15 protein-coding genes are annotated in these 17,587 nt (G+C 70.8%); 13 read left to right on the top strand and 2 right to left on the bottom strand.

The window, feature by feature from the left end:
• Positions 1-5: 5 nt before the first annotated feature.
• The 9 genes from AC3A3H_RS14275 to leuA all read left to right on the top strand — a co-directional run bounded on the left by AC3A3H_RS14275 (position 6) and on the right by leuA (position 13,206).
• Positions 6-1,406, top strand: coding sequence for a hemolysin family protein (locus AC3A3H_RS14275; protein ID WP_487615208.1), 1,401 nt, complete (start codon positions 6-8; stop codon positions 1,404-1,406).
• The gene (gene era, locus AC3A3H_RS14270) at positions 1,403-2,296 is read left to right on the top strand and encodes a GTPase Era (RefSeq protein WP_487615207.1); all 894 of its coding nucleotides are present in this window, start codon (positions 1,403-1,405) and stop codon (positions 2,294-2,296) included. The genes AC3A3H_RS14275 and era overlap by 4 nt, the downstream gene beginning before the upstream one ends.
• A 104-nt stretch (positions 2,297-2,400) precedes the next feature.
• On the top strand, positions 2,401-4,269 hold the full coding sequence (locus AC3A3H_RS14265; RefSeq protein ID WP_487615206.1) for a sensor histidine kinase: 1,869 nt from the start codon (positions 2,401-2,403) through the stop codon (positions 4,267-4,269).
• The gene (locus AC3A3H_RS14260; protein ID WP_487615205.1) at positions 4,266-4,955 is read left to right on the top strand and encodes a response regulator; all 690 of its coding nucleotides are present in this window, start codon (positions 4,266-4,268) and stop codon (positions 4,953-4,955) included. The genes AC3A3H_RS14265 and AC3A3H_RS14260 overlap by 4 nt, the downstream gene beginning before the upstream one ends.
• Positions 4,956-5,047: 92 nt before the next feature.
• Positions 5,048-5,800, top strand: a complete 753-nt coding sequence (locus AC3A3H_RS14255; protein WP_487615204.1) for an ABC transporter ATP-binding protein — start codon at positions 5,048-5,050, stop codon at positions 5,798-5,800.
• Complete coding sequence (locus AC3A3H_RS14250; protein WP_487615203.1) at positions 5,797-7,236, top strand: ABC transporter permease; 1,440 nt, start codon at positions 5,797-5,799, stop codon at positions 7,234-7,236. Before AC3A3H_RS14255 ends, AC3A3H_RS14250 begins: the two co-directional genes overlap by 4 nt.
• Positions 7,237-7,382: 146 nt before the next feature.
• Positions 7,383-8,663, top strand: a complete 1,281-nt coding sequence (locus AC3A3H_RS14245; protein WP_487615202.1) for an alpha/beta hydrolase — start codon at positions 7,383-7,385, stop codon at positions 8,661-8,663.
• A complete protein-coding gene (locus tag AC3A3H_RS14240) occupies positions 8,660-11,293 on the top strand; it encodes a bifunctional lysylphosphatidylglycerol flippase/synthetase MprF (RefSeq protein ID WP_487615201.1) in 2,634 nt (877 codons plus the stop codon). Before AC3A3H_RS14245 ends, AC3A3H_RS14240 begins: the two co-directional genes overlap by 4 nt.
• A 137-nt stretch (positions 11,294-11,430) precedes the next feature.
• The gene (gene leuA / locus AC3A3H_RS14235) at positions 11,431-13,206 is read left to right on the top strand and encodes a 2-isopropylmalate synthase (protein ID WP_487615200.1); all 1,776 of its coding nucleotides are present in this window, start codon (positions 11,431-11,433) and stop codon (positions 13,204-13,206) included.
• A gap of 112 nt (positions 13,207-13,318) precedes the next feature.
• Here the strand turns inward: leuA and AC3A3H_RS14230 are convergent, their stop codons facing one another.
• Entirely contained in the window at positions 13,319-14,080 is a 762-nt protein-coding gene (locus tag AC3A3H_RS14230) for a trimeric intracellular cation channel family protein (protein ID WP_487615199.1), read from the bottom strand.
• Between the two features lie 32 nt (positions 14,081-14,112).
• On the opposite strand from AC3A3H_RS14230, the gene recO reads away from it, so the two are divergent.
• Genes recO through AC3A3H_RS14210 form a run of 4 tightly spaced genes read left to right on the top strand, consistent with a single transcriptional unit; the run spans position 14,113 to position 16,535 of the window.
• The gene (recO, locus tag AC3A3H_RS14225) at positions 14,113-14,853 is read left to right on the top strand and encodes a DNA repair protein RecO (protein ID WP_487615198.1); all 741 of its coding nucleotides are present in this window, start codon (positions 14,113-14,115) and stop codon (positions 14,851-14,853) included.
• A complete protein-coding gene (locus AC3A3H_RS14220; protein ID WP_487615197.1) occupies positions 14,850-15,674 on the top strand; it encodes an isoprenyl transferase in 825 nt (274 codons plus the stop codon). Before recO ends, AC3A3H_RS14220 begins: the two co-directional genes overlap by 4 nt.
• A gap of 43 nt (positions 15,675-15,717) precedes the next feature.
• A complete protein-coding gene (locus tag AC3A3H_RS14215) occupies positions 15,718-16,410 on the top strand; it encodes a DsbA family oxidoreductase (protein ID WP_487615196.1) in 693 nt (230 codons plus the stop codon).
• On the top strand, positions 16,407-16,535 hold the full coding sequence (locus AC3A3H_RS14210) for a hypothetical protein (RefSeq protein WP_487615195.1): 129 nt from the start codon (positions 16,407-16,409) through the stop codon (positions 16,533-16,535). Before AC3A3H_RS14215 ends, AC3A3H_RS14210 begins: the two co-directional genes overlap by 4 nt.
• 38 nt (positions 16,536-16,573) lie before the next feature.
• On the opposite strand, the gene AC3A3H_RS14205 is transcribed toward AC3A3H_RS14210, so the two are convergent.
• The gene (locus tag AC3A3H_RS14205; RefSeq protein ID WP_487615194.1) at positions 16,574-17,302 is read right to left on the bottom strand and encodes a DUF559 domain-containing protein; all 729 of its coding nucleotides are present in this window, start codon (positions 17,300-17,302) and stop codon (positions 16,574-16,576) included.
• Between the last annotated feature and the right edge of the window lie 285 nt (positions 17,303-17,587).

The following is a 17,587-nucleotide window of genomic DNA, read 5'->3' as shown; positions in this document are numbered from 1 at the left end:
GCCGGATGCTCGCAACCCTGTTCTTCGTCGTCGCGTTCCTCCTGGTCGCGTTCGGCGGGCTCATGGCGGCCGTCGACTCGGCTCTCGCGGTGCAGTCGCGCGGCGACATCGCCGACCTGGCGGAGACCTCCCGCGCGAAGACGTCGCTGGCGGCGATCGCGGAGGACCCCGGCGCCTACTTCAACGCGATCAACTTCAGCCGCATCATCGCGGAGACCACAGCCGCGGTGCTGGTGACGCTCGCCTTCGAGCAGATCTTCGAGGAGTGGTGGATCTCGCTGATCCTGTCGGCTGCGATCATGACCGGGGTGTCGTTCGTGCTGGTCGGCGCGAGCCCGCGCAGCGTCGGGCGCGCCAACTCGAGGGTCCTGCTGCAGCTCACGGCGCCGCTGGTGCACGGCATCCGGGTCGTGCTCGGCCCCATCCCCGGCGGCCTGGTGGCGCTCGGCAACCGGGTCACCCCGTCTCGTGCGCGGTCGGCCCCGGTGACCAGCGAGGAGCAGCTCCTCAGCATCGTGGACGAGGCCACCGAGTTCGACGTGCTGGAGGAGGACGACCGCGAGCTCATCCACTCGATCTTCGAGTTCAGCGACACCGTCGTCCGTGAGGTGATGGTGCCGCGCACCGACATGATCACCATCGACACCTCCGCCGGGCTCGGCACAGCCATGGGGATGTTCTTCTCCACGGGCGTCTCCCGCATGCCGGTGATCGACGGCGACCCCGACGAGGTGGCCGGCATCCTCTACCTGAAGGACGTGGCGAAGCTCAGCTACGAGGGCGCGCTCGCCTCCGAGACGCTGACGATGGGCGAGCTGGCCCGGCCGGCGCTGTTCGTCCCGGAGTCGCAGAAGGCGGACGCCCTGCTGCGGCAGATGCAGCTCGAGTCCAACCATCTCGCCATGGTGGTGGACGAGTACGGCGGCATCGCCGGCCTCGTCACCCTGGAGGACCTCATCGAGGAACTCATCGGCGACATCTCCGACGAGTACGACCACGAGGTTGAGCTCGTCCAGCAACTCGGCGGAGGCCGGCTCCGCGTCGCGACGCGGCTGCCGATCGACGACCTCGGCGAGCTGTTCGACATCGAGATCGAGGACGAGGACGTCGACAGTGTCGGCGGCCTGGTCGCGAAGGCGCTCGGCCGCCTCCCGGAGGTCGGGTCCACGGTCGCCGTGCACGGCCTCCGCTTCACCGTCGACCGGATCGACGGCCGGCACAAGCACGTGAGCACGGTGCTCGTGGAGCGCGACACCGCGCTGCTGCCGGAGCCGCACGAGGACGTGGCGGCGCCGCCGAAGTCCGCCCGACCGGGCAAATCAGACTGTCCGGGCAAATCAGACCGCCCGGCGAAATCAGACCGCCCGGCCAAATCAGACCGACACCACAAGGAGGCCCGCGCATGAGCGAGTACCACGCCGGATTCGTCTCGTTCGTCGGCCGGCCGAACGTCGGCAAGTCGACCCTCACCAACGCGCTGGTCGGCGAGAAGGTCGCAATCACCAGCTCCAAGCCGCAGACCACGCGCCGCGCCATCCGCGGCATCGTCCACCAGCGCGGCGGCCAGCTCGTCCTGGTCGACACGCCGGGCATCCACCGGCCGCGAACGCTGCTGGGCGAGCGGCTGAACACGCTGGTGCAGGCGACGCTCGGCGACGTCGACGTGATCGGGTTCTGCGTGCCCGCGGACGAGAAGATCGGCCCGGGCGACCGGTTCATCAACGACCAGCTCGACGACTACCCGAACGCCAAGAAGGTCGCGATCGTCACGAAGATCGACGCGGCGGGCAAGACCCAGGTCGCCGAGCAGCTCCTCGCCATCTCGGCGCTGCGCGAGTGGGAGGCGATCATCCCGATCTCGGCGACCAGCCGCATCCAGCTTGACACCCTCACCAGTGAGCTGATGAAGCTGCTGCCGGAGTCGCCGGGGCCGCTGTACCCCGAGGACGCGATCACCGACGAGGGCCTCGAGGACCGCATCGCGGAGTACATCCGGGAGGCCGTGCTGGAGGGCGTGGAGGACGAACTGCCGCACTCGCTCGCCGTCACCATCGACGACATCATCGAACGCGACGACAAGGACCTGGTGGAGGTCTACGCGAACCTGTTCGTGGAGCGCGACAGCCAGAAGGCCATCGTCATCGGCAAGGGCGGCTCCCGCATCCGCGACGTCGGCGCCGAAGCCAGGAAGCCGATCGAGGAGCTGCTGGGCCGCAAGGTCTTCCTGTCGCTGCGCGTGAAGGTGGCCAAGGACTGGCAGCGCGACCCGAAGCAGCTGGGGCGGCTGGGGTTCTAAGGGCGGGTTCCGGCCGGGGGCTCGAACAGCGCGCCCGTACATCCCCAGGATGATTCCTCCCCGCGGATGCGGGCCGACGCCCTCTGGCCCCGTAACGTAGAGATATGCCAGATCGCACCCGCGTCCTGAGCGCGCTCGCGCCGCACCGTTGGGTGCTCGAGCCCGCCGTGGCCGTCGTGCTGTTCGGGGTGTGGCTGGTCACCGGCCTCCCGTTCGATCTCGCCGGGGCGCTCTCGGTGCTGCTGTACTGCGCGGCCGTCGCGTTGTCGCGGGTGCTGCCGGTCGTCGCGCTGGAGATCGCGTGGCTCGCGGTCATCGCCGAGTTGAGCGAGGCGTCGGCCCTGCCGTTGCCGCATCGGCTCATCTCCGCCGTCGCCGTCGTGATCGCGCTGTTCGGCATCGCCTCGCACGGCGGCAGGGTGGTGCGCTGGTTCGGGTTCGGCTCCGCGATCCTGTGGGCGCCCGCCATGGCCTACCTCTTCACGGTGCGCGGCGATCTCAAGTTCCCGCAGTTCGGCCCGGTGATCGGCGGCTACTACACCAGCCAGGGCGTCGGCCTCCTGATGATGAGCCTGCTGTTGGCTGTCGTGTTCGTCAGCGCGTGGCTGCTCGGCTTCCTCGTCGCGCGGCAGCGGGCGACCGCGACCTCGGGTCCTGTCCCGTCCCTGCTGGTCTGGCTTGCGTCCTCGGGCGCCGGCGCTCAGGCGGACGAGTCGTTCGGCGACGGGCCGGGGCTCGTGCGCAGGCTGACCCGGCCGCAGCTCACCTTCGACATCGCTGGCGCCGTCGCGTACGTGTTCTTCTGCCTGGTGACCGACTTCGCGTCGAGCCTGGTGCCCTCCGCGAGCGGGCGGTCGACCTTCCTGGTCCTGATCGTGTTCGCGGTGGCCGTCGCGCTGCGCAGGATGTCGCCCGCCGTCTCGCTCGCCATCGCCTGGCTCGCCGCCGTCGTCCAGATGACGACCGGGCACAACATCCTGGTCAGCGACATCGCCGTGCTGATCGTGCTCTACGCGACGGCGCTGTACGGCGACAAGGTGGTGCGCTACGCCGGCCTGATCTCCGCGGGGATCGGCGCATTCGTGGCCGCGCTCTACCTGACCCTGACCTCCGCGCTCGCCCAGGGCTACTTCGACCTGCTGTCGTCGCAGCTGACCGGCATGGCGCTCCAGTTCGCGTTCCTGTTCGTGGTGAGCGCGACCGTGCTCGGGCTGTCCTGGGTGCTCGGCCTGCTGGCGCGCACCTGGCGGAACGCCCGGGCCTCCCGGCACGCCCAGATCGCGGCGGAGCTCGACCGCAACCGCGCCGAGGAGGTCGTGGTCGTCGAGCAGGAGCGCACCCGCATCGCGCGCGACATGCACGACGTGGTCGCGCACTCGCTCGCCGTGGTCATCGCCCAGGCCGACGGCGCACGGTACGCGCGGCACGCCGACCCGGACGCGGTCGACACCGCGCTCGAGACCATCGCCGCGACGGCCCGCTCCGCGCTGGTCGACGTGCGCGTGCTGCTGGCCGAGCTGCGGCAGAGCCAGCCCGAGGGCCCGCAGCCGCAGCTCGCCGACATCGACCAGACCGTCGACCAGGTGCGCGCGGCCGGCCTCCCCGTCGCCATGGAGCGCCGCGGCGAGCTCGACGGGCTCGGCTCCGCGCAGCAGATCGCCGCGTACCGCATCGTGCAGGAGGCGCTCACCAACGCCCTCCGGCACGGGGACACCACCCGCCCGGTCTCCGTCGTGCTCGCCCAGGCGGGCGGCAGCGACGGCGGCCCGGGCATCGTCATCACCGTGAGGAACAGCATGAAGACACCGACACCGGAGCCCCTGACCACCGGCACCGTCCCGCGCATCGGGCACGGACTGCCCGGGATGCGCGAACGTGCGACCCTGGCGGGCGGATCGCTCACCGCCGGCCCGGCCGACGACGGGTTCGTGGTGACGGCGTTCCTGCCCGTCGTCTCGGGAGGACGCGCGTGAGCGCCCCGATCACGGTCGCGCTCGTCGACGACCAGGCGCTGTTCCGCGCGGGGATCCGCATGCTCATCGGCTCGCAGCCCGACCTGGAGTTCGCCGGGGAGGCGTCCGACGGGCGGGAGGGCGTCGCGCTCGTGCGCGAGAAGCGGCCGGACGTCGTCCTCATGGACATCCGGATGCCCGTGATGGACGGCATCGCGGCCACGGCCCGGATCATGGAGGAGGCCGAGCGGGCGGGCCGCACCCCCGCCCGGATCATCGTCCTCACCACCTTCGACCTCGACGAGGCCGCGGCCCGCGCCATCCGCAGCGGCGCCAGCGGGTTCGTGCTCAAGGACGCAGAGCCGGAGTTCCTGCTCGCCGCCATCCGCACAGTGCACGCCGGCAGCGCGGTCATCGCCGCCGGCGCGACCCGGGAGCTGTTCGAGTACTTCTCCGACAGCCAGCAGGCCAAGCAGACCCCGCCCGAGTTCGGCACGCTGACCAGCCGCGAGCGGGAGATCTTCGTGCTGGCCTCCCGCGGGCTCAGCAACTCCGAGATCGCCGGGTCGGAGTTCCTCAGCGAGGCGACGGTCAAGACGCACATCAGCCGGATCCTGGCGAAGCTCGGCCTGCGCGACCGGGTGCAGATGGTGGTCTACGCGTTCGAGCACGGGCTGACCGGGGGAGCGGCCGAGCGGGCGGAGTGACGCCCCGGTCGCCGGGAGATCATCCTCTGGACTGATCCGCTGTGGATCCTCAGCCCGATCCGGCGTCGCCGCCGGCTTCCTAGCCTGAGGACATGGACACTCCCGACAACATGGTGGCGCGCGTGGACGGCGCCACGAAGACCTACGGAACCGGCCTGAACCGGGTCATCGCACTCGACGACGTGACGGTCGGCATCCCGGCCGGGCGGTTCACCGCCATCATGGGGCCGAGCGGCTCCGGCAAGTCGACGCTCATGCACGTGATGGCCGGGCTGGACTCCGTGACCGGCGGGCGCGTCTTCCTCGGCGACACCGAGATCAGCGGGATGGGCGACGCCGAGCTGACCGTGCTGCGGCGCCGCCGGGTCGGCTTCGTCTTCCAGTCGTTCAACCTCGTCCCCACGCTCGACGTGCGCGCGAACATCCTGCTGCCGTTCGAGATCGACGGCCGCCGGCCGACACTGGTGCAGCGGGAGTGGATCGACGCACTGATCGAGCAGCTGGGGCTGACCGACCGGCTGACGCACCGCCCGCACGAGCTGTCCGGCGGCCAGCAGCAGCGCGTCGCGATCGTCCGCGCGCTGGCGACGCGCCCCGACCTGGTGTTCGCGGACGAGCCGACGGGCAACCTCGACTCGCGCACCGGACGGGAGGTCCTCGGCGTGCTGCAGGAGGCCTCCCGCAGCTACGGCCAGAGCATCGCGATGGTCACGCACGACCCGGTCGCGGCGAGCTTCGCCGACCGCATCGTCTTCCTCGCGGACGGACGCGTGGTCGCCGAGCGGGAGCGGTCCACGGCGGAGGACATCTCCGCGTTCATGCTCGGGATGGAGGCGCGCGCGTGATCCGCGCGTTCCGGGCGAACGCGCGTGACCATCGCGCCAGCGTCCTCGTCTCGGCCCTCAGCTCCGCGTTCGGCGTGGTTCTGCTGGCCTGCACCAACGTGCTCGGCGCCTACATCGAGGCGTCCCCGATGGGCGAGCACGGCTCGGCCCGCTTCGCGCTGACCCTGGTCGCCGGCATCTTCTTCGTCATCGCGGTCTTCGTCGGCGCCATCGTCACCACCAACACGTTCGCGACGGTGATCGCCGGACGGACCCGCACCATCGCGCTCATGCGACTGCTCGGGTCGAGCTCGAAGGCGCAACGCCGCTCGGTCGCGGGGGAGGGCCTCGCCGTCGGCGTGGTCGGCGCGCTGACGGGCGGCGTCATCGCCGTGGTGCTGGCGCTCATCGCGGTGCGCGTCTTCATCTGGTCGGGCGTCCTCCCCGACACCTCGTATCCGGTGATCACCCCCGCGCTGATCGCGCCGCCCGTCGTGGTCGTCCTGACGACCTGGGCGGCGTCCTGGATCGGCAGCAGGCGGGTGCTCACCGTCGCCCCGGTGGAGGCGCTCGGCGCCGCGCAGGAGCGGCCGTCCGCCGCGCTGCGCAGCACCGGACGCCTCGTGGCCACCGGTCTGCTCGTCCTGCCCGGGGCCGCGCTGCTCGGCTTCGGGCTGCTGCTGGGGCTCGGCGCCTTCGCGCGGTCGGCGGACTCCGCACTGGCGGAGTTCGGCCGCTACGGCGTGCTGATCGCCATGCTCGGCGGGCTGCTCTCGTTCACCGGCGTCATCGTCGCGGCGCCGCTCTTCCTCCCCGCCGTGCTGCGCGGGGTCGGCCTGCTCTTCGGCGCCGGCGCGGCGGGCCGGCTGGCGGCCGCCAACGCGGTGCGGAACCCGGAGCGCAGCTCGCGCACCGCGATCGGCCTCGTCATCGGCGTCACGCTGATCACCATGTTCGTGGTCGCGACGCAGACCTGGCTCGACCTCATCCGTGCCGCCGCCGCGAAGGACCCCGAGCTGTATCAGGGTGCTGAGAGTGTGCTGACGGTCATCATGCTGGTGTTCAGCGGGCTGGTCGGCTTCTCGGCCGTCATCGCGGCGGTGGGCGTCGTCAACAGCCTGTCGCTGAGCGTGCTGCAGCGCAGGAGGGAGCTCGGACTGCTCCGCGCGCTCGGCCTGAGCGCGGCGCAGGTGCGCCGGATGATCCTCGCCGAGAGTGCCCAGCTCACCGTGGCGGCCGTGATCTCCGGGCTCGTGCTGGGCACGCTGTACGGCTGGATCGGAGCGCAGACGCTGCTCGGGCAGCTGCCGGGCGGCGGCCTCATCCCGCCGGCGATCCCGTGGCCGTTCGTCGGGCTGATCGTCGTCGCGGCCGCCGTGCTGGCGGTCGGCGCCTCGGTCGCGCCGACCCGCAGGGCCACCAGGGTCGCCCCGGTGGAGGCGCTGGCGGTCGAGTAGCCGCCTCCAGGTTTCCTGAACGCTCATCAAGCCTCAGCCATCCGCAGGCTGAGTGCTCGATACTGATTGACCGGAACGCCCGGCCGCCGCACCGGACGGCGTCCGCGCGCCCTGCACTCCCGAGAGGACCCACCCTGAACTGGCTCATGACCTTGAGGATCGACAAGCCGCCGTTCCTCATCGCGATCGACGTCGTCGCCGCGGTGCTCGCGGTGTACCTGCTCGTCCGGCCCACCTGGCGACGCGCCCTCGCCGGAGTGATCGCCGCCGTCGGCGGCGGGCTGATCGGCTGGTTCCTGGTCTGGCTCACCGACGACGTCCTCAACCTGTTCGGCGTCGGGCTCACGCCGGTGACGACCATGTGGGTGGCACTGGGCTTCGCGGGAGTGAGCCTGGCGGTCGCGAACCTCTTCCGGTCGCGCTGGTGGCGCAAGCTGATCGCCGCGCTCAGCATCCCGGTGTTCCTGCTCGCCGCCTTCGCGGGCGTGAACGTGGACTTCGGCGCCTACCGCAACCTGAACGACGCCATCGGCGTGGTGCCCTACGGGGCGCTGAACCTGCACCACGAGCACGGGGAGGTCATCGCGGGGACGGCATGGTCGGCCTCCACCAGTCAGACGGACCCGCCTGCGAAGGGCGAGATCGGGACGGTCAGGATCCCGGGCACGGTGTCGAACTTCCCGGCGCGGGACGCCGTGGTGTATCTGCCGCCCGCCGCCCTCGGTCCCAACCCGCCCGCGCTGCCGGTCCTCTACGCGCTCTCCGGCCAGCCCGGAGCCCCGGCCGACATGTTCACGGCGGGCCGGATCGGCGGCTTCCTCGACGCCTACGCCGCCAAGCACAACGGGTACGCCCCGATCGTCGTCGCCCCCGACCAGCTCGGCGGCCCCGGCCGCAACCCGATGTGCATCGACTCGCGCGCCTTCGGCGACTCGGCCACCTACCTGCTCACGGACGTGCGCTCCTGGATCACCGCGCACCTGCGGGTCAGCAGCGACCCGTCGGCGTGGGGCGTGTTCGGCTACTCGCAGGGCGCCACCTGCGCCGCGCAGTTCGCCGCCGGCCGGCCCGACCTGTTCGGCTCCGCGCTGGCCTCCTCCAGCGAGCTCGGCCCGACGCTCGGCAACGTGCCGCTGACCATCGCGACCGGGTTCGGCGGATCGAAGACGGCGTTCGAGGACGCGCAGCTCGGAGCGGTCATGAAGGCGCACGCTCCCTACCGGAACACGCTGATCACCTTCGGCGCCGGGCAGAACGACGCCAAGTACACTGCTTTCGCGAAGACGCTGCATTCCGACGCGCTCTCCGCCGGGATCCGCAGCGACCTCCTGATCTCGCCTGGCACGGCACACGATTGGAACACGGTGCGCTACACGCTGACGAACGGCTTCCCCGCGGTCGCCGCCCGGATGGGGCTGGCTCCGTGAACGATCCGGTCACGACCGGGGGAGGCGCGTCGGCCAACGGCGGCGAGCCGCAGGACGGCACGGCCGAGGGCACGGCGAACGGAACGCGGCTGGCGGAAGGGGGGCCGGCGCGCGCGCCGGAGCCTCCCGCTCGCCCGTCGTCCGGCTTCGGCGGCGCGCTGCGCCGGCTCGGCAGGCTGATCGCGACGCACCCGTTCACCACCGGGCTGACCGGGCTCATCCTCGTGCTGGCGCTGCTGACCGGCCCCATCCATGGGCCGCACCGCCCGCTGCGCGTCTGGCTCGGCGTCGGCCCGGACCAGCTCATCGACGGGCACTGGTGGTCGCCGGTCACCGCCGTGCTGTTCACCGGCAACCTGGCCGAGCTGATCGTGGTGCTCGCGCTCACGGTGCTGCTGGTCGGCGCCTCCGAGCAGCTGATGGGCGCCTGGCGCACCGCGCTGGCGTTCGTCGCGACCTCCGTCGTGGGCATCGCGGCGGGCATCGGCATCCAGGTCGTCGGATCGCAGACCGGGGAGCTCTGGGCGCGCAACGTGCACCACCTGGTCGTCCTCGACGTGTTCACGGGCATCGCCGGCACGATCATGACCGCCAGCGCGTTCGCCGGCGCGTTCTGGCGGCGCCGCATCCGCGTCATCACGATGCTCGTCGCGATCATGTACCTGCTCTACTCCGGCCTCCCGGCCGACCTGTACCGGCTGCTCGCCGTCCTGGCCGGCTTCGGGCTCGGTGTGCTGCTGCGGCCGCACGAGCGCCTCCGCGGCTGGCGGCGCAGCTCCCATCACGAGGTCAGGGTGCTGCTCGCGTCCGCCGTCACGATCAGCGCGCTCGGCCCCGTGATCGGCCTGCTGACCCAGTCGCGGTACGGGATGCTCTCGCCGATCGGGCTGCTGTTCTCCAACGACGTGCCGGACAGCGGGAGCGTGCTGGAGCGCTGCCAGGCGTTCGCGGTGACCCGCGGATGCGTGCACGACCTCACCCTGGAGCGGATCAACGGGCTCGGCCCCGTGCTGATCTCGGTCCTGCCGCTGCTGACGCTGCTGGTCGCCGCCTACGGCCTGCTGCGCGGACGCCGTTTCGCCGTCTGGCTCGCCGTGTCGGTGAACGCGCTGCTCGCCGTGCTCTCCGGGCTCTACTTCGGAATCCTCCCGTTCGCCGACCCGCGGCCCACGGTGTCGTCGCGGTACTGGGAGGTCACCCTCATCCTCGCGCTGTCGGCGCTCGTCCCCGCCGTGATGGTCGTGCTGCTGATCGTGTACCGCCGGCACTTCACGGTGTTCGCGACGGCCCGGTCGGTGCGGCGGTACGTACTCACGGTCGTGCTCACCGGCGTCGGCCTGGTCGGGTTGTACGTGCTGGTCGGCTGGCTGCAGAAGGACACCGGCTTCACCCGGCCCATCGACGTCACCGACCTCCTCAACGACGTGCTGGAGCGCTTCATCCCGGTGAGCTTCCTGCGCCGTGAGCCGCTGCAGTATCTGCCGACCACGCCGCTGGCGACGATCGTCTACCACAACATCGGCACGGTGTTCTGGCTGGTGGTCATCCTCGCCGCGATCCCGTTGATGGTCGGCGGCGGGGCCTGGCGGCGACCGGCCGGCGACGCCGCGCGGGTCCGTACGCTGCTGGAGCGCGGCGGCGGCGACGCCATCTCGTTCATGGCCACCTGGCCGGGGAACAGCTACTGGTTCGACTCCGCGACCGGGGGCGCCGTCGCATACCGCGTCGTCGGCCGCGTCGCGCTCACGACAGGGGCGCCCTTCGGCGCGGACGTGTCGGGGCACGGCGGGATCATCGAGCGCTTCGCGCGGTTCTGCGACGACAGCGGCTGGATCCCGGTCTTCTACAGCGTCGACGCCGACTACCAGCAGGTCTTCGACGGCATGGGCTGGTCGACCATGACCGTCGCGGAGGAGACCGTCATCCGGCCGCAGCAGTGGGCGACGACGGGCAAGAAGTGGCAGGACGTCCGCAGCTCGATCAACCGTGCCCAGCGCGCGGGCATCCGGGCCGAGTGGACGAGCTTCGCCGCGCTGCCGCTGAGTGCCGCGGTGCAGCTCTCGGACATCTCGGAGCAGTGGGTCGCCGAGAAGGACCTCCCCGAGATGGGCTTCACCCTCGGCGGCCTGGACGAGCTGCGCGACCCGGCCGTGCGGCTCATGCTCGCCGTGGACGAGTCGGGGCGCATCGAGGGCGTGACCTCGTGGCTGCCGAGCTACCGCGACGGGCACGTGGTGGGCTGGACGCTGGACTTCATGCGCCGCCGCCCCGGCAGCATCAACGGCGTCATGGAGTTCCTGATCGCCGAGGCCGCCACGCGGATGAAGGAGGACGGGGTCGAGTCCATGAGCCTCTCCGCCGCCCCGCTCGCGCACACCGCCGGCACCCCCGACGACGGCAAGAGCGGCATGGACCGCGTGCTCGGCTACCTGAGCACCTCGCTGGAGCCGGTGTACGGGTTCCGCTCGCTCCTCAAGTTCAAGCAGAAGTTCCAGCCGGAGCTGCACCCGCTGATCATGGCCTACCCCGATCCCGTCGCCCTGCCCGCGATCGGCGTCGGCCTGGTGCGCGCCTACCTGCCCGACCTCTCCGTGCGGCAAGCGGCCGCCCTGGCGGTGGGACGCGGCTGATGGGACGCCGTGGTACCGTTGTTTCTGTGTACGGTCTGCTCCTTCTTAGCTGCCGCGACGAGTCCTAATTCTGGGCCTCCCTCGTCGCGGAGTTCGTCGTTGGCTCTCCACAACACACCGCGAGGAGAAGACAGACCATGAAGAACACCCAGGCGCCGAGCGCCATGCCGATTCATAAGTATCGTCCGTTCCACGAGCAGATCCGTGTCGAGCTGCCGGACCGCACCTGGCCGGCGAAGCGCATCACGCAGGCGCCGCGCTGGTGCGCGGTCGACCTCCGCGACGGCAACCAGGCCCTGATCGACCCGATGAGCCCCGAGCGCAAGCGCATCATGTTCGACCTGCTGGTCCGCATGGGCTACAAGGAGATCGAGGTCGGCTTCCCGTCGGCCAGCCAGACCGACTTCGACTTCGTCCGCAGCCTCATCGAAGAGGGCGCCATCCCCGACGACGTCACCATCCAGGTGCTGACGCAGTCGCGCGAGCATCTGATCAAGCGCACCTACGAGTCGCTGGTCGGCGCCCAGCGGGCGATCGTGCACCTCTACAACTCCACGAGCATCCTGCAGCGCGACGTCGTCTTCCGCACCGACCAGCAGGGCATCGTCGACATCGCCCTGGCCGGCGCGCGGCTGTGCCGCCAGTACGAGTCGCTGGTCCCCGGCACCGAGGTCTACTACGAGTACTCGCCGGAGTCCTACACCGGCACCGAGCTGGAGTTCGCGGCCGACATCTGCAACCAGGTGCTGGAGGTCTTCGAGCCGACGGCCGAGCGCAAGGTCATCATCAACCTGCCGGCGACCGTCGAGATGGCGACGCCGAACGTCTACGCCGATTCGATCGAGTGGATGTCGCGGCACCTGAACCACCGCGAGAACGTCATCCTGTCGCTGCACCCGCACAACGACCGCGGCACCGCCGTGGCCGCGGCCGAGCTCGGCTACATGGCCGGCGCCGACCGCATCGAGGGCTGCCTGTTCGGCAACGGCGAGCGCACCGGCAACGTCGACCTGGTCACGCTGGGCGTCAACCTGTTCACGCAGGGCATCGACCCGCAGATCGACTTCAGCGACATCGACCAGATCAAGCGCACCGTCGAGCACTGCAACCAGCTGCCGGTCGGCGAGCGCAGCCCCTGGGGCGGCGACCTGGTCTTCACCGCCTTCAGCGGGTCGCACCAGGACGCCATTAAGAAGGGCTTCGAGGCGATGGCCGCGCAGGCCGAGCGTGAGGGCGTGTCCGTGGACGACCTGGTCTGGGCCGTCCCGTATCTGCCGATCGACCCGAAGGACCTGGGCCGCAGCTACGAGGCGGTCATCCGGGTGAACTCGCAGTCCGGCAAGGGCGGCGTCGCCTACCTGCTGAAGACGGACCACGCGATGGACCTGCCGCGCAAGCTGCAGATCGAGTTCTCCGGTGTCGTGCAGGCCAAGACCGACACCGAGGGCGGCGAGGTGACCAGCGCGCAGATCTGGGACATCTTCCAGGACGAGTACCTGCCGGCGCCGGCCTCCGAGCCCGACGCGAAGTGGGGCCGGTTCGAGCTGGGCAGCACGAGCACGACGAACGAGACCGGCGAGCACGTCACTCTCACGGTGGCGCTGCGCGACGGCGACACGGTCGCGAAGGCGACGGGCGAGGGCAACGGCCCGATCGCGGCGTTCTTCGACATCCTGAACTCCCGGGGCATCAACGCCCACCTCTACGACTACTCGCAGCACACGCTGTCGGCGAGCGAGTCGGCGCAGGCGGCGGCGTACGTGGAGCTGGACGTCGACGGCGTGCGCCTGTGGGGCGTCGGCATCGACGGCGACACCACGACCGCCTCGTTCAAGGCCGTCGTCTCCGCCGTGAACCGGGCGGTGCGGGCTTCGGCCGGCAACGCCGCGCACGCCGAGCTGGTCGGCGCCTGACCCCGCACGTCCACCGAAATCCCATTCCGGAACTCCGGAGATCCCGCCCTCCAGGCCCGCGATCTCCGGAGTTCCGGCCGTTCGGGCGGCGCGTCGCGCCGAGCCTCCGGAGTTACGGAGTGTCGTCCCGGCGGTCGATGCGGTAGCGCGGGATCGCGCCCGTATCGGTCCGCTCGTTCGTCCGCTCGACGCTCGGGCGGCGCCCGAAGCCGAACGCCATCCAGCTCGGCGCGCGCAGCCGGCCGAGTTCGCGCTGCTCCGGCAGGCTCCAGCCGAAGCGCACGGCCAACAGCCGGATCACGAGCGTCACGATGACGCAGACGAGCACCGCGATGCCGAACGGCACCTTCAGGTCGACCAGCACGACCAGCACGATCGTGCCGGCGCCCGCCGCGACCGCGTAGAGCGAGCCCACGTGCATCAGCGCGATGGGGAGGGTCAGCAGCACGTCGCGCAGGATCGACCCGCCGACCGCCGAGACGACGCCGACGAACACCGCGGGCACCTCCGGGAGGCCGAGGGCCAGCGCCTTCGTCGCGCCGATCGCCCCGAACAGGCCGATCGTGAGCGCGTCGAGGAACGTGATGATCGGGTCGAGCCTGCGGAACAGCCGTACCAGCAGCATCCCGAGCAGCGCGGCGACGACCGTGGCCGGCAGATACCAGTTGGACTGCAACGCCACCGGCGTGACGTTGAGGAGGATGTCGCGCAGGAGGCCGCCGCCCAGCCCGGTCGCCACGCCGATGATGGCGATGCCGAGCAGGTCGAGCCTGCGGTCGCGGAAGCCGGAGGCGAACATCGCTCCCTGCAGACTGCCGACGCCCACGGCGACCAGGTCGCCCCAGAGGGGGATCGAGAACGCGGCGGATGTCACCAGTCACTTGTATCACGCGGGATACTGGAGTCGTGCCTGTCTACCGTGATGAAGCCGTCGTGCTGCGCACCCACAAGCTGGGTGAAGCCGACCGCATCGTCACCATGCTCAGCCGGCAGCACGGCAAGATCCGCGCGGTGGCCAAGGGGGTGCGGCGCACAGCCTCCAAGTTCGGATCGCGGCTGGAGCCGTTCATGGTCGCCGACGTTCAGCTCTACGAGGGGCGCACACTCGACGTCGTCACGCAGGCCGAGACGATCGGGGCGTACGGCGCGCTGATCGCGGACGACTACGGCAGCTACACGGCCGCCAACGCGATGGTGGAGGCCGCCGACCGGCTGACCGACGCCGAGGCGTCGCTGCAGCAGTACCTGTTGCTGGTCGGCGCGCTCCGCTCGCTGTCGCGGCACGAGCACGGCCCGCAGCTCACCCTGGACTCGTACCTGCTGCGCGCGCTGTCGCTGGCGGGCTGGGCGCCGAGCTTCGCGGACTGCTCGCGCTGCGGGGCCGCAGGGCCTCACGAGCACGTGGTGGTCCAGCTCGGCGGTGTGGTGTGCGACGACTGCGCACCGCAGGGCGCCCCGCGGGTCGACGCCGCGACCATCGCACTGCTCGGCGCGCTGCTCTCGGGGGACTGGGCCCTGGCGGACGCCGCCGACGACGCGACCCGCTCGAAGGCGAACGGGCTCGTCGCCGCGTACACCCAATGGCATCTGGAGCGCGGCCTGCGCTCCCTGCAGCACGTCCAGCACGATCAGAAGGCGAGTGGATGACGCCCAAGCCCTACACGCACAAGGACGCGGTCGCCTACCGGCCGGTCGACTGGACGGGCCTCTATCCGCCCGCCCTCCCGCCGAAGGCGGTCCCGGAGCACGTGGCGCTCGTAATGGACGGCAACGGTCGCTGGGCGAACCGCCAGGGCCTCACCCGCATCGAGGGGCACCGGGCCGGGGAGGCCTCCCTGCTCGATGTCGTCGCCGGCGCCATCCAGGTCGGAGTCAAACACCTGAGCGTCTACGCGTTCTCCACCGAGAACTGGAAGCGCTCGCCCGACGAGGTGCGCTTCCTGATGGGCTTCAACCGCGAAGTCCTGCACCGCAGGCGGGATCAGCTCAATGAGTGGGGCGTGCGCGTGCGCTGGGCCGGCCGGACGCCGCGGCTGTGGTCGTCGGTGATCAAGGAGCTGCAGTACGCCGAGCGCCTCACGGCGGGCAACGACGTGCTGACGCTGACGATGTGCGTCAACTACGGCGGCCGGACTGAGATCGCGGACGCGGTGCGCGAGATCGCGGCGGAGGTCGCAGCTGGCCGGCTGAAGCCGTCGGCCGTAGGGGAGAAGACCATCCAGCGCCACCTCTACCTCCCGGACATGCCGGACGTCGACCTGTTCGTGCGCAGCTCGGGGGAGCAGCGCACCAGCAACTTCCTGCTCTGGCAGAGCGCGTACGCGGAGATGGTTTTCCTCGACACCCTGTGGCCGGACTTCTCGCGCACCGACCTCTGGAACGCCATCGACATCTTCGCCCGGCGCAACCGCCGGTTCGGGGGAGCGGTGGACACGCCGGACGACACGGCCGAGGACACTGCGCTGTGACGCGCCGGAATAACTGCAGCGCTGCATCCTGTTGACGCTTATCGTGAGCGAACCCATCAAGATCGACATCTGGTCCGACATCGCCTGCCCGTGGTGCTACATCGGCAAGCGCAAATTCGAGTCGGACAGCGGCCTGTTCTCCGGCGCGGGTGAGGGCCGGGCAGTGGAGGTCGAGTACCACTCCTTCGAGCTGTCGCCGGACACTCCGGTCGACTTCGACGGCAGCGAGGTGGACTTCCTCGCCGGCCACAAGGGCATCCCCGCCGAGCAGGTGCACCAGATGCTCGACCGGGTGACCGGGATCGCCTCCTCGGTGGGCCTCGACTACGACTTCGGCGCCCTCCAGCACACCAACACCGTGAAGGCGCACGAGCTGCTGCACTTCGCCAAGGCGCAGGGCAAGCAGCTCGAGCTCGCGGAGCGGCTGTTCAGCGCCTACTTCGTCGAGGGCGGCCACGTCGGCCGCGTCGAGTCGCTCGCCGACCTCGCGGCCTCGGTCGGGCTCGACCGCGACGCCGCGCTGGCGGCGATGGAGTCCGGGGAGTACGTGGCGGCGGTGCGCGAGGATCAGCGCACGGCGGCCGAGTACGGCATCAACGGCGTCCCGTTCTTCGTCATCGACGGCCGGTACGGCGTCTCGGGAGCACAGGACGCGACGACGTTCGCCCAGGTGCTCGAGCAGGTCTGGGCCGAGCGATCGGCCGCTCCGGCCGACTCAGCGGAGGCGACCGCGTGAGCGCCGCGCCGGAGGCGGCGGCACCCGCCGCAGCCGCGCCGCCCGCGCTGCGCCCGCCGCTCGCCCTTCTGGGCGACCCGGCCGCCGCCGGCTGCGACGGCGACACCTGCGTCCTCCCCGACTGAAAACGGAAGCGGGGTCCCGACACGCCGTAAGGCACTAGTCAAAACGGGGTGTTGCGTCCCCGCTCCGCCAGGGCAGCGCGGACGCGGGCGACGGCCACAGCGGCTCCGCTGTCGAGGTGCGTGCGGTTGATGCGGACGACCCGCCAGCCGGCAGTCTCCAGCGCCCAGATCCGATCGACGTCGCCGTAGTACTGACGCGCGTCGGTGCGGTGGTGGTCGCCGTCGTACTCGACGACGATCCGTTGCTCCGCGTAGACGAGGTCGCCGTGAAGGTCTCTGCCCGATCCGACGCGGATGGGACGATTCACGACCGGTTCGGGAAGTCCGGCGCCGACGAGTGACATCCGAAGCACTGTCTCCATCGCGGAGTCGGTGTCTGGGCGGACGTGCGCCAGCGCGGCACGGAGTCTGTCCACCCCTGGACGATTCCGGGCGGCGTCCACGGTTGCGCGCAGGATCGCACCTGTGGAGAGGGGGCTCTTGCGTCGCAGGCAGGAGTCTCCTGCGACGATGAGCTCATCGATGGTGAGCGACGCGGCGAGCTGGCACAACACCGCTTCGACGCCCGGCACACGGAGGCCCCCATGGAGCCGGACCTGATCGGCGGTCACACCGGACTTGTGACCGACGACACCCTTTCCGCGAGGTGCCCGCCGGCCCTCGAGAGACGAGACGTGGAGGTCGGTGGCCTCGTGGAGCCGTCGCGGGAGTGACAGCCCGTAGATCATCGCCGCGGTGCCGTGGCTGAAGCACTGGGTCCGCGGCATGACCGCTCGGTAGGCGACGCATCGCGAGCGGAAGCCGCCGTCGAACTCGGTCTCCGGGACACGCACCCCATGGAACGGTGCAACGAGATCCGCCCTGCGAAGCCGGGCCGACGACACCCCAGCGGCGGTCGCCGCCGCGACCGAGAACGCGGGCGAACGCAGTGCAGGCGGCAGGGGCTCAGGACGACGCATCCCCACACCCTGGCACCCGCCCGACGCACCCTCGGAGTTATCCACAGGCACCGTCACGTAGCGGGGTCACAACACGCCGTGGACGCCTCGCGT

This window comes from Leifsonia sp. Soil_N53, from assembly GCF_057655165.1.
The sequence above is the reverse complement of the archived record's forward strand: the minus strand, read 5'-3'. Positions and strand labels throughout refer to the sequence as shown.

Excerpts from the sequence above, each read along its gene's own strand:
- AC3A3H_RS14275 (WP_487615208.1), top strand. The coding sequence starts at position 6 with ATGCTCGCAACCCTGTTCTTCGTCGTCGCGTTCCTCCTGGTCGCGTTC.
- era (WP_487615207.1), top strand. The coding sequence starts at position 1,403 with ATGAGCGAGTACCACGCCGGATTCGTCTCGTTCGTCGGCCGGCCGAAC.
- AC3A3H_RS14265 (WP_487615206.1), top strand. The coding sequence starts at position 2,401 with ATGCCAGATCGCACCCGCGTCCTGAGCGCGCTCGCGCCGCACCGTTGG.
- AC3A3H_RS14255 (WP_487615204.1), top strand. The coding sequence starts at position 5,048 with ATGGACACTCCCGACAACATGGTGGCGCGCGTGGACGGCGCCACGAAG.
- AC3A3H_RS14245 (WP_487615202.1), top strand. The coding sequence starts at position 7,383 with ATGACCTTGAGGATCGACAAGCCGCCGTTCCTCATCGCGATCGACGTC.
- leuA (WP_487615200.1), top strand. The coding sequence starts at position 11,431 with ATGAAGAACACCCAGGCGCCGAGCGCCATGCCGATTCATAAGTATCGT.
- AC3A3H_RS14220 (WP_487615197.1), top strand. The coding sequence starts at position 14,850 with ATGACGCCCAAGCCCTACACGCACAAGGACGCGGTCGCCTACCGGCCG.
- AC3A3H_RS14205 (WP_487615194.1), bottom strand. The coding sequence starts at position 17,302 with ATGCCGCGGACCCAGTGCTTCAGCCACGGCACCGCGGCGATGATCTAC.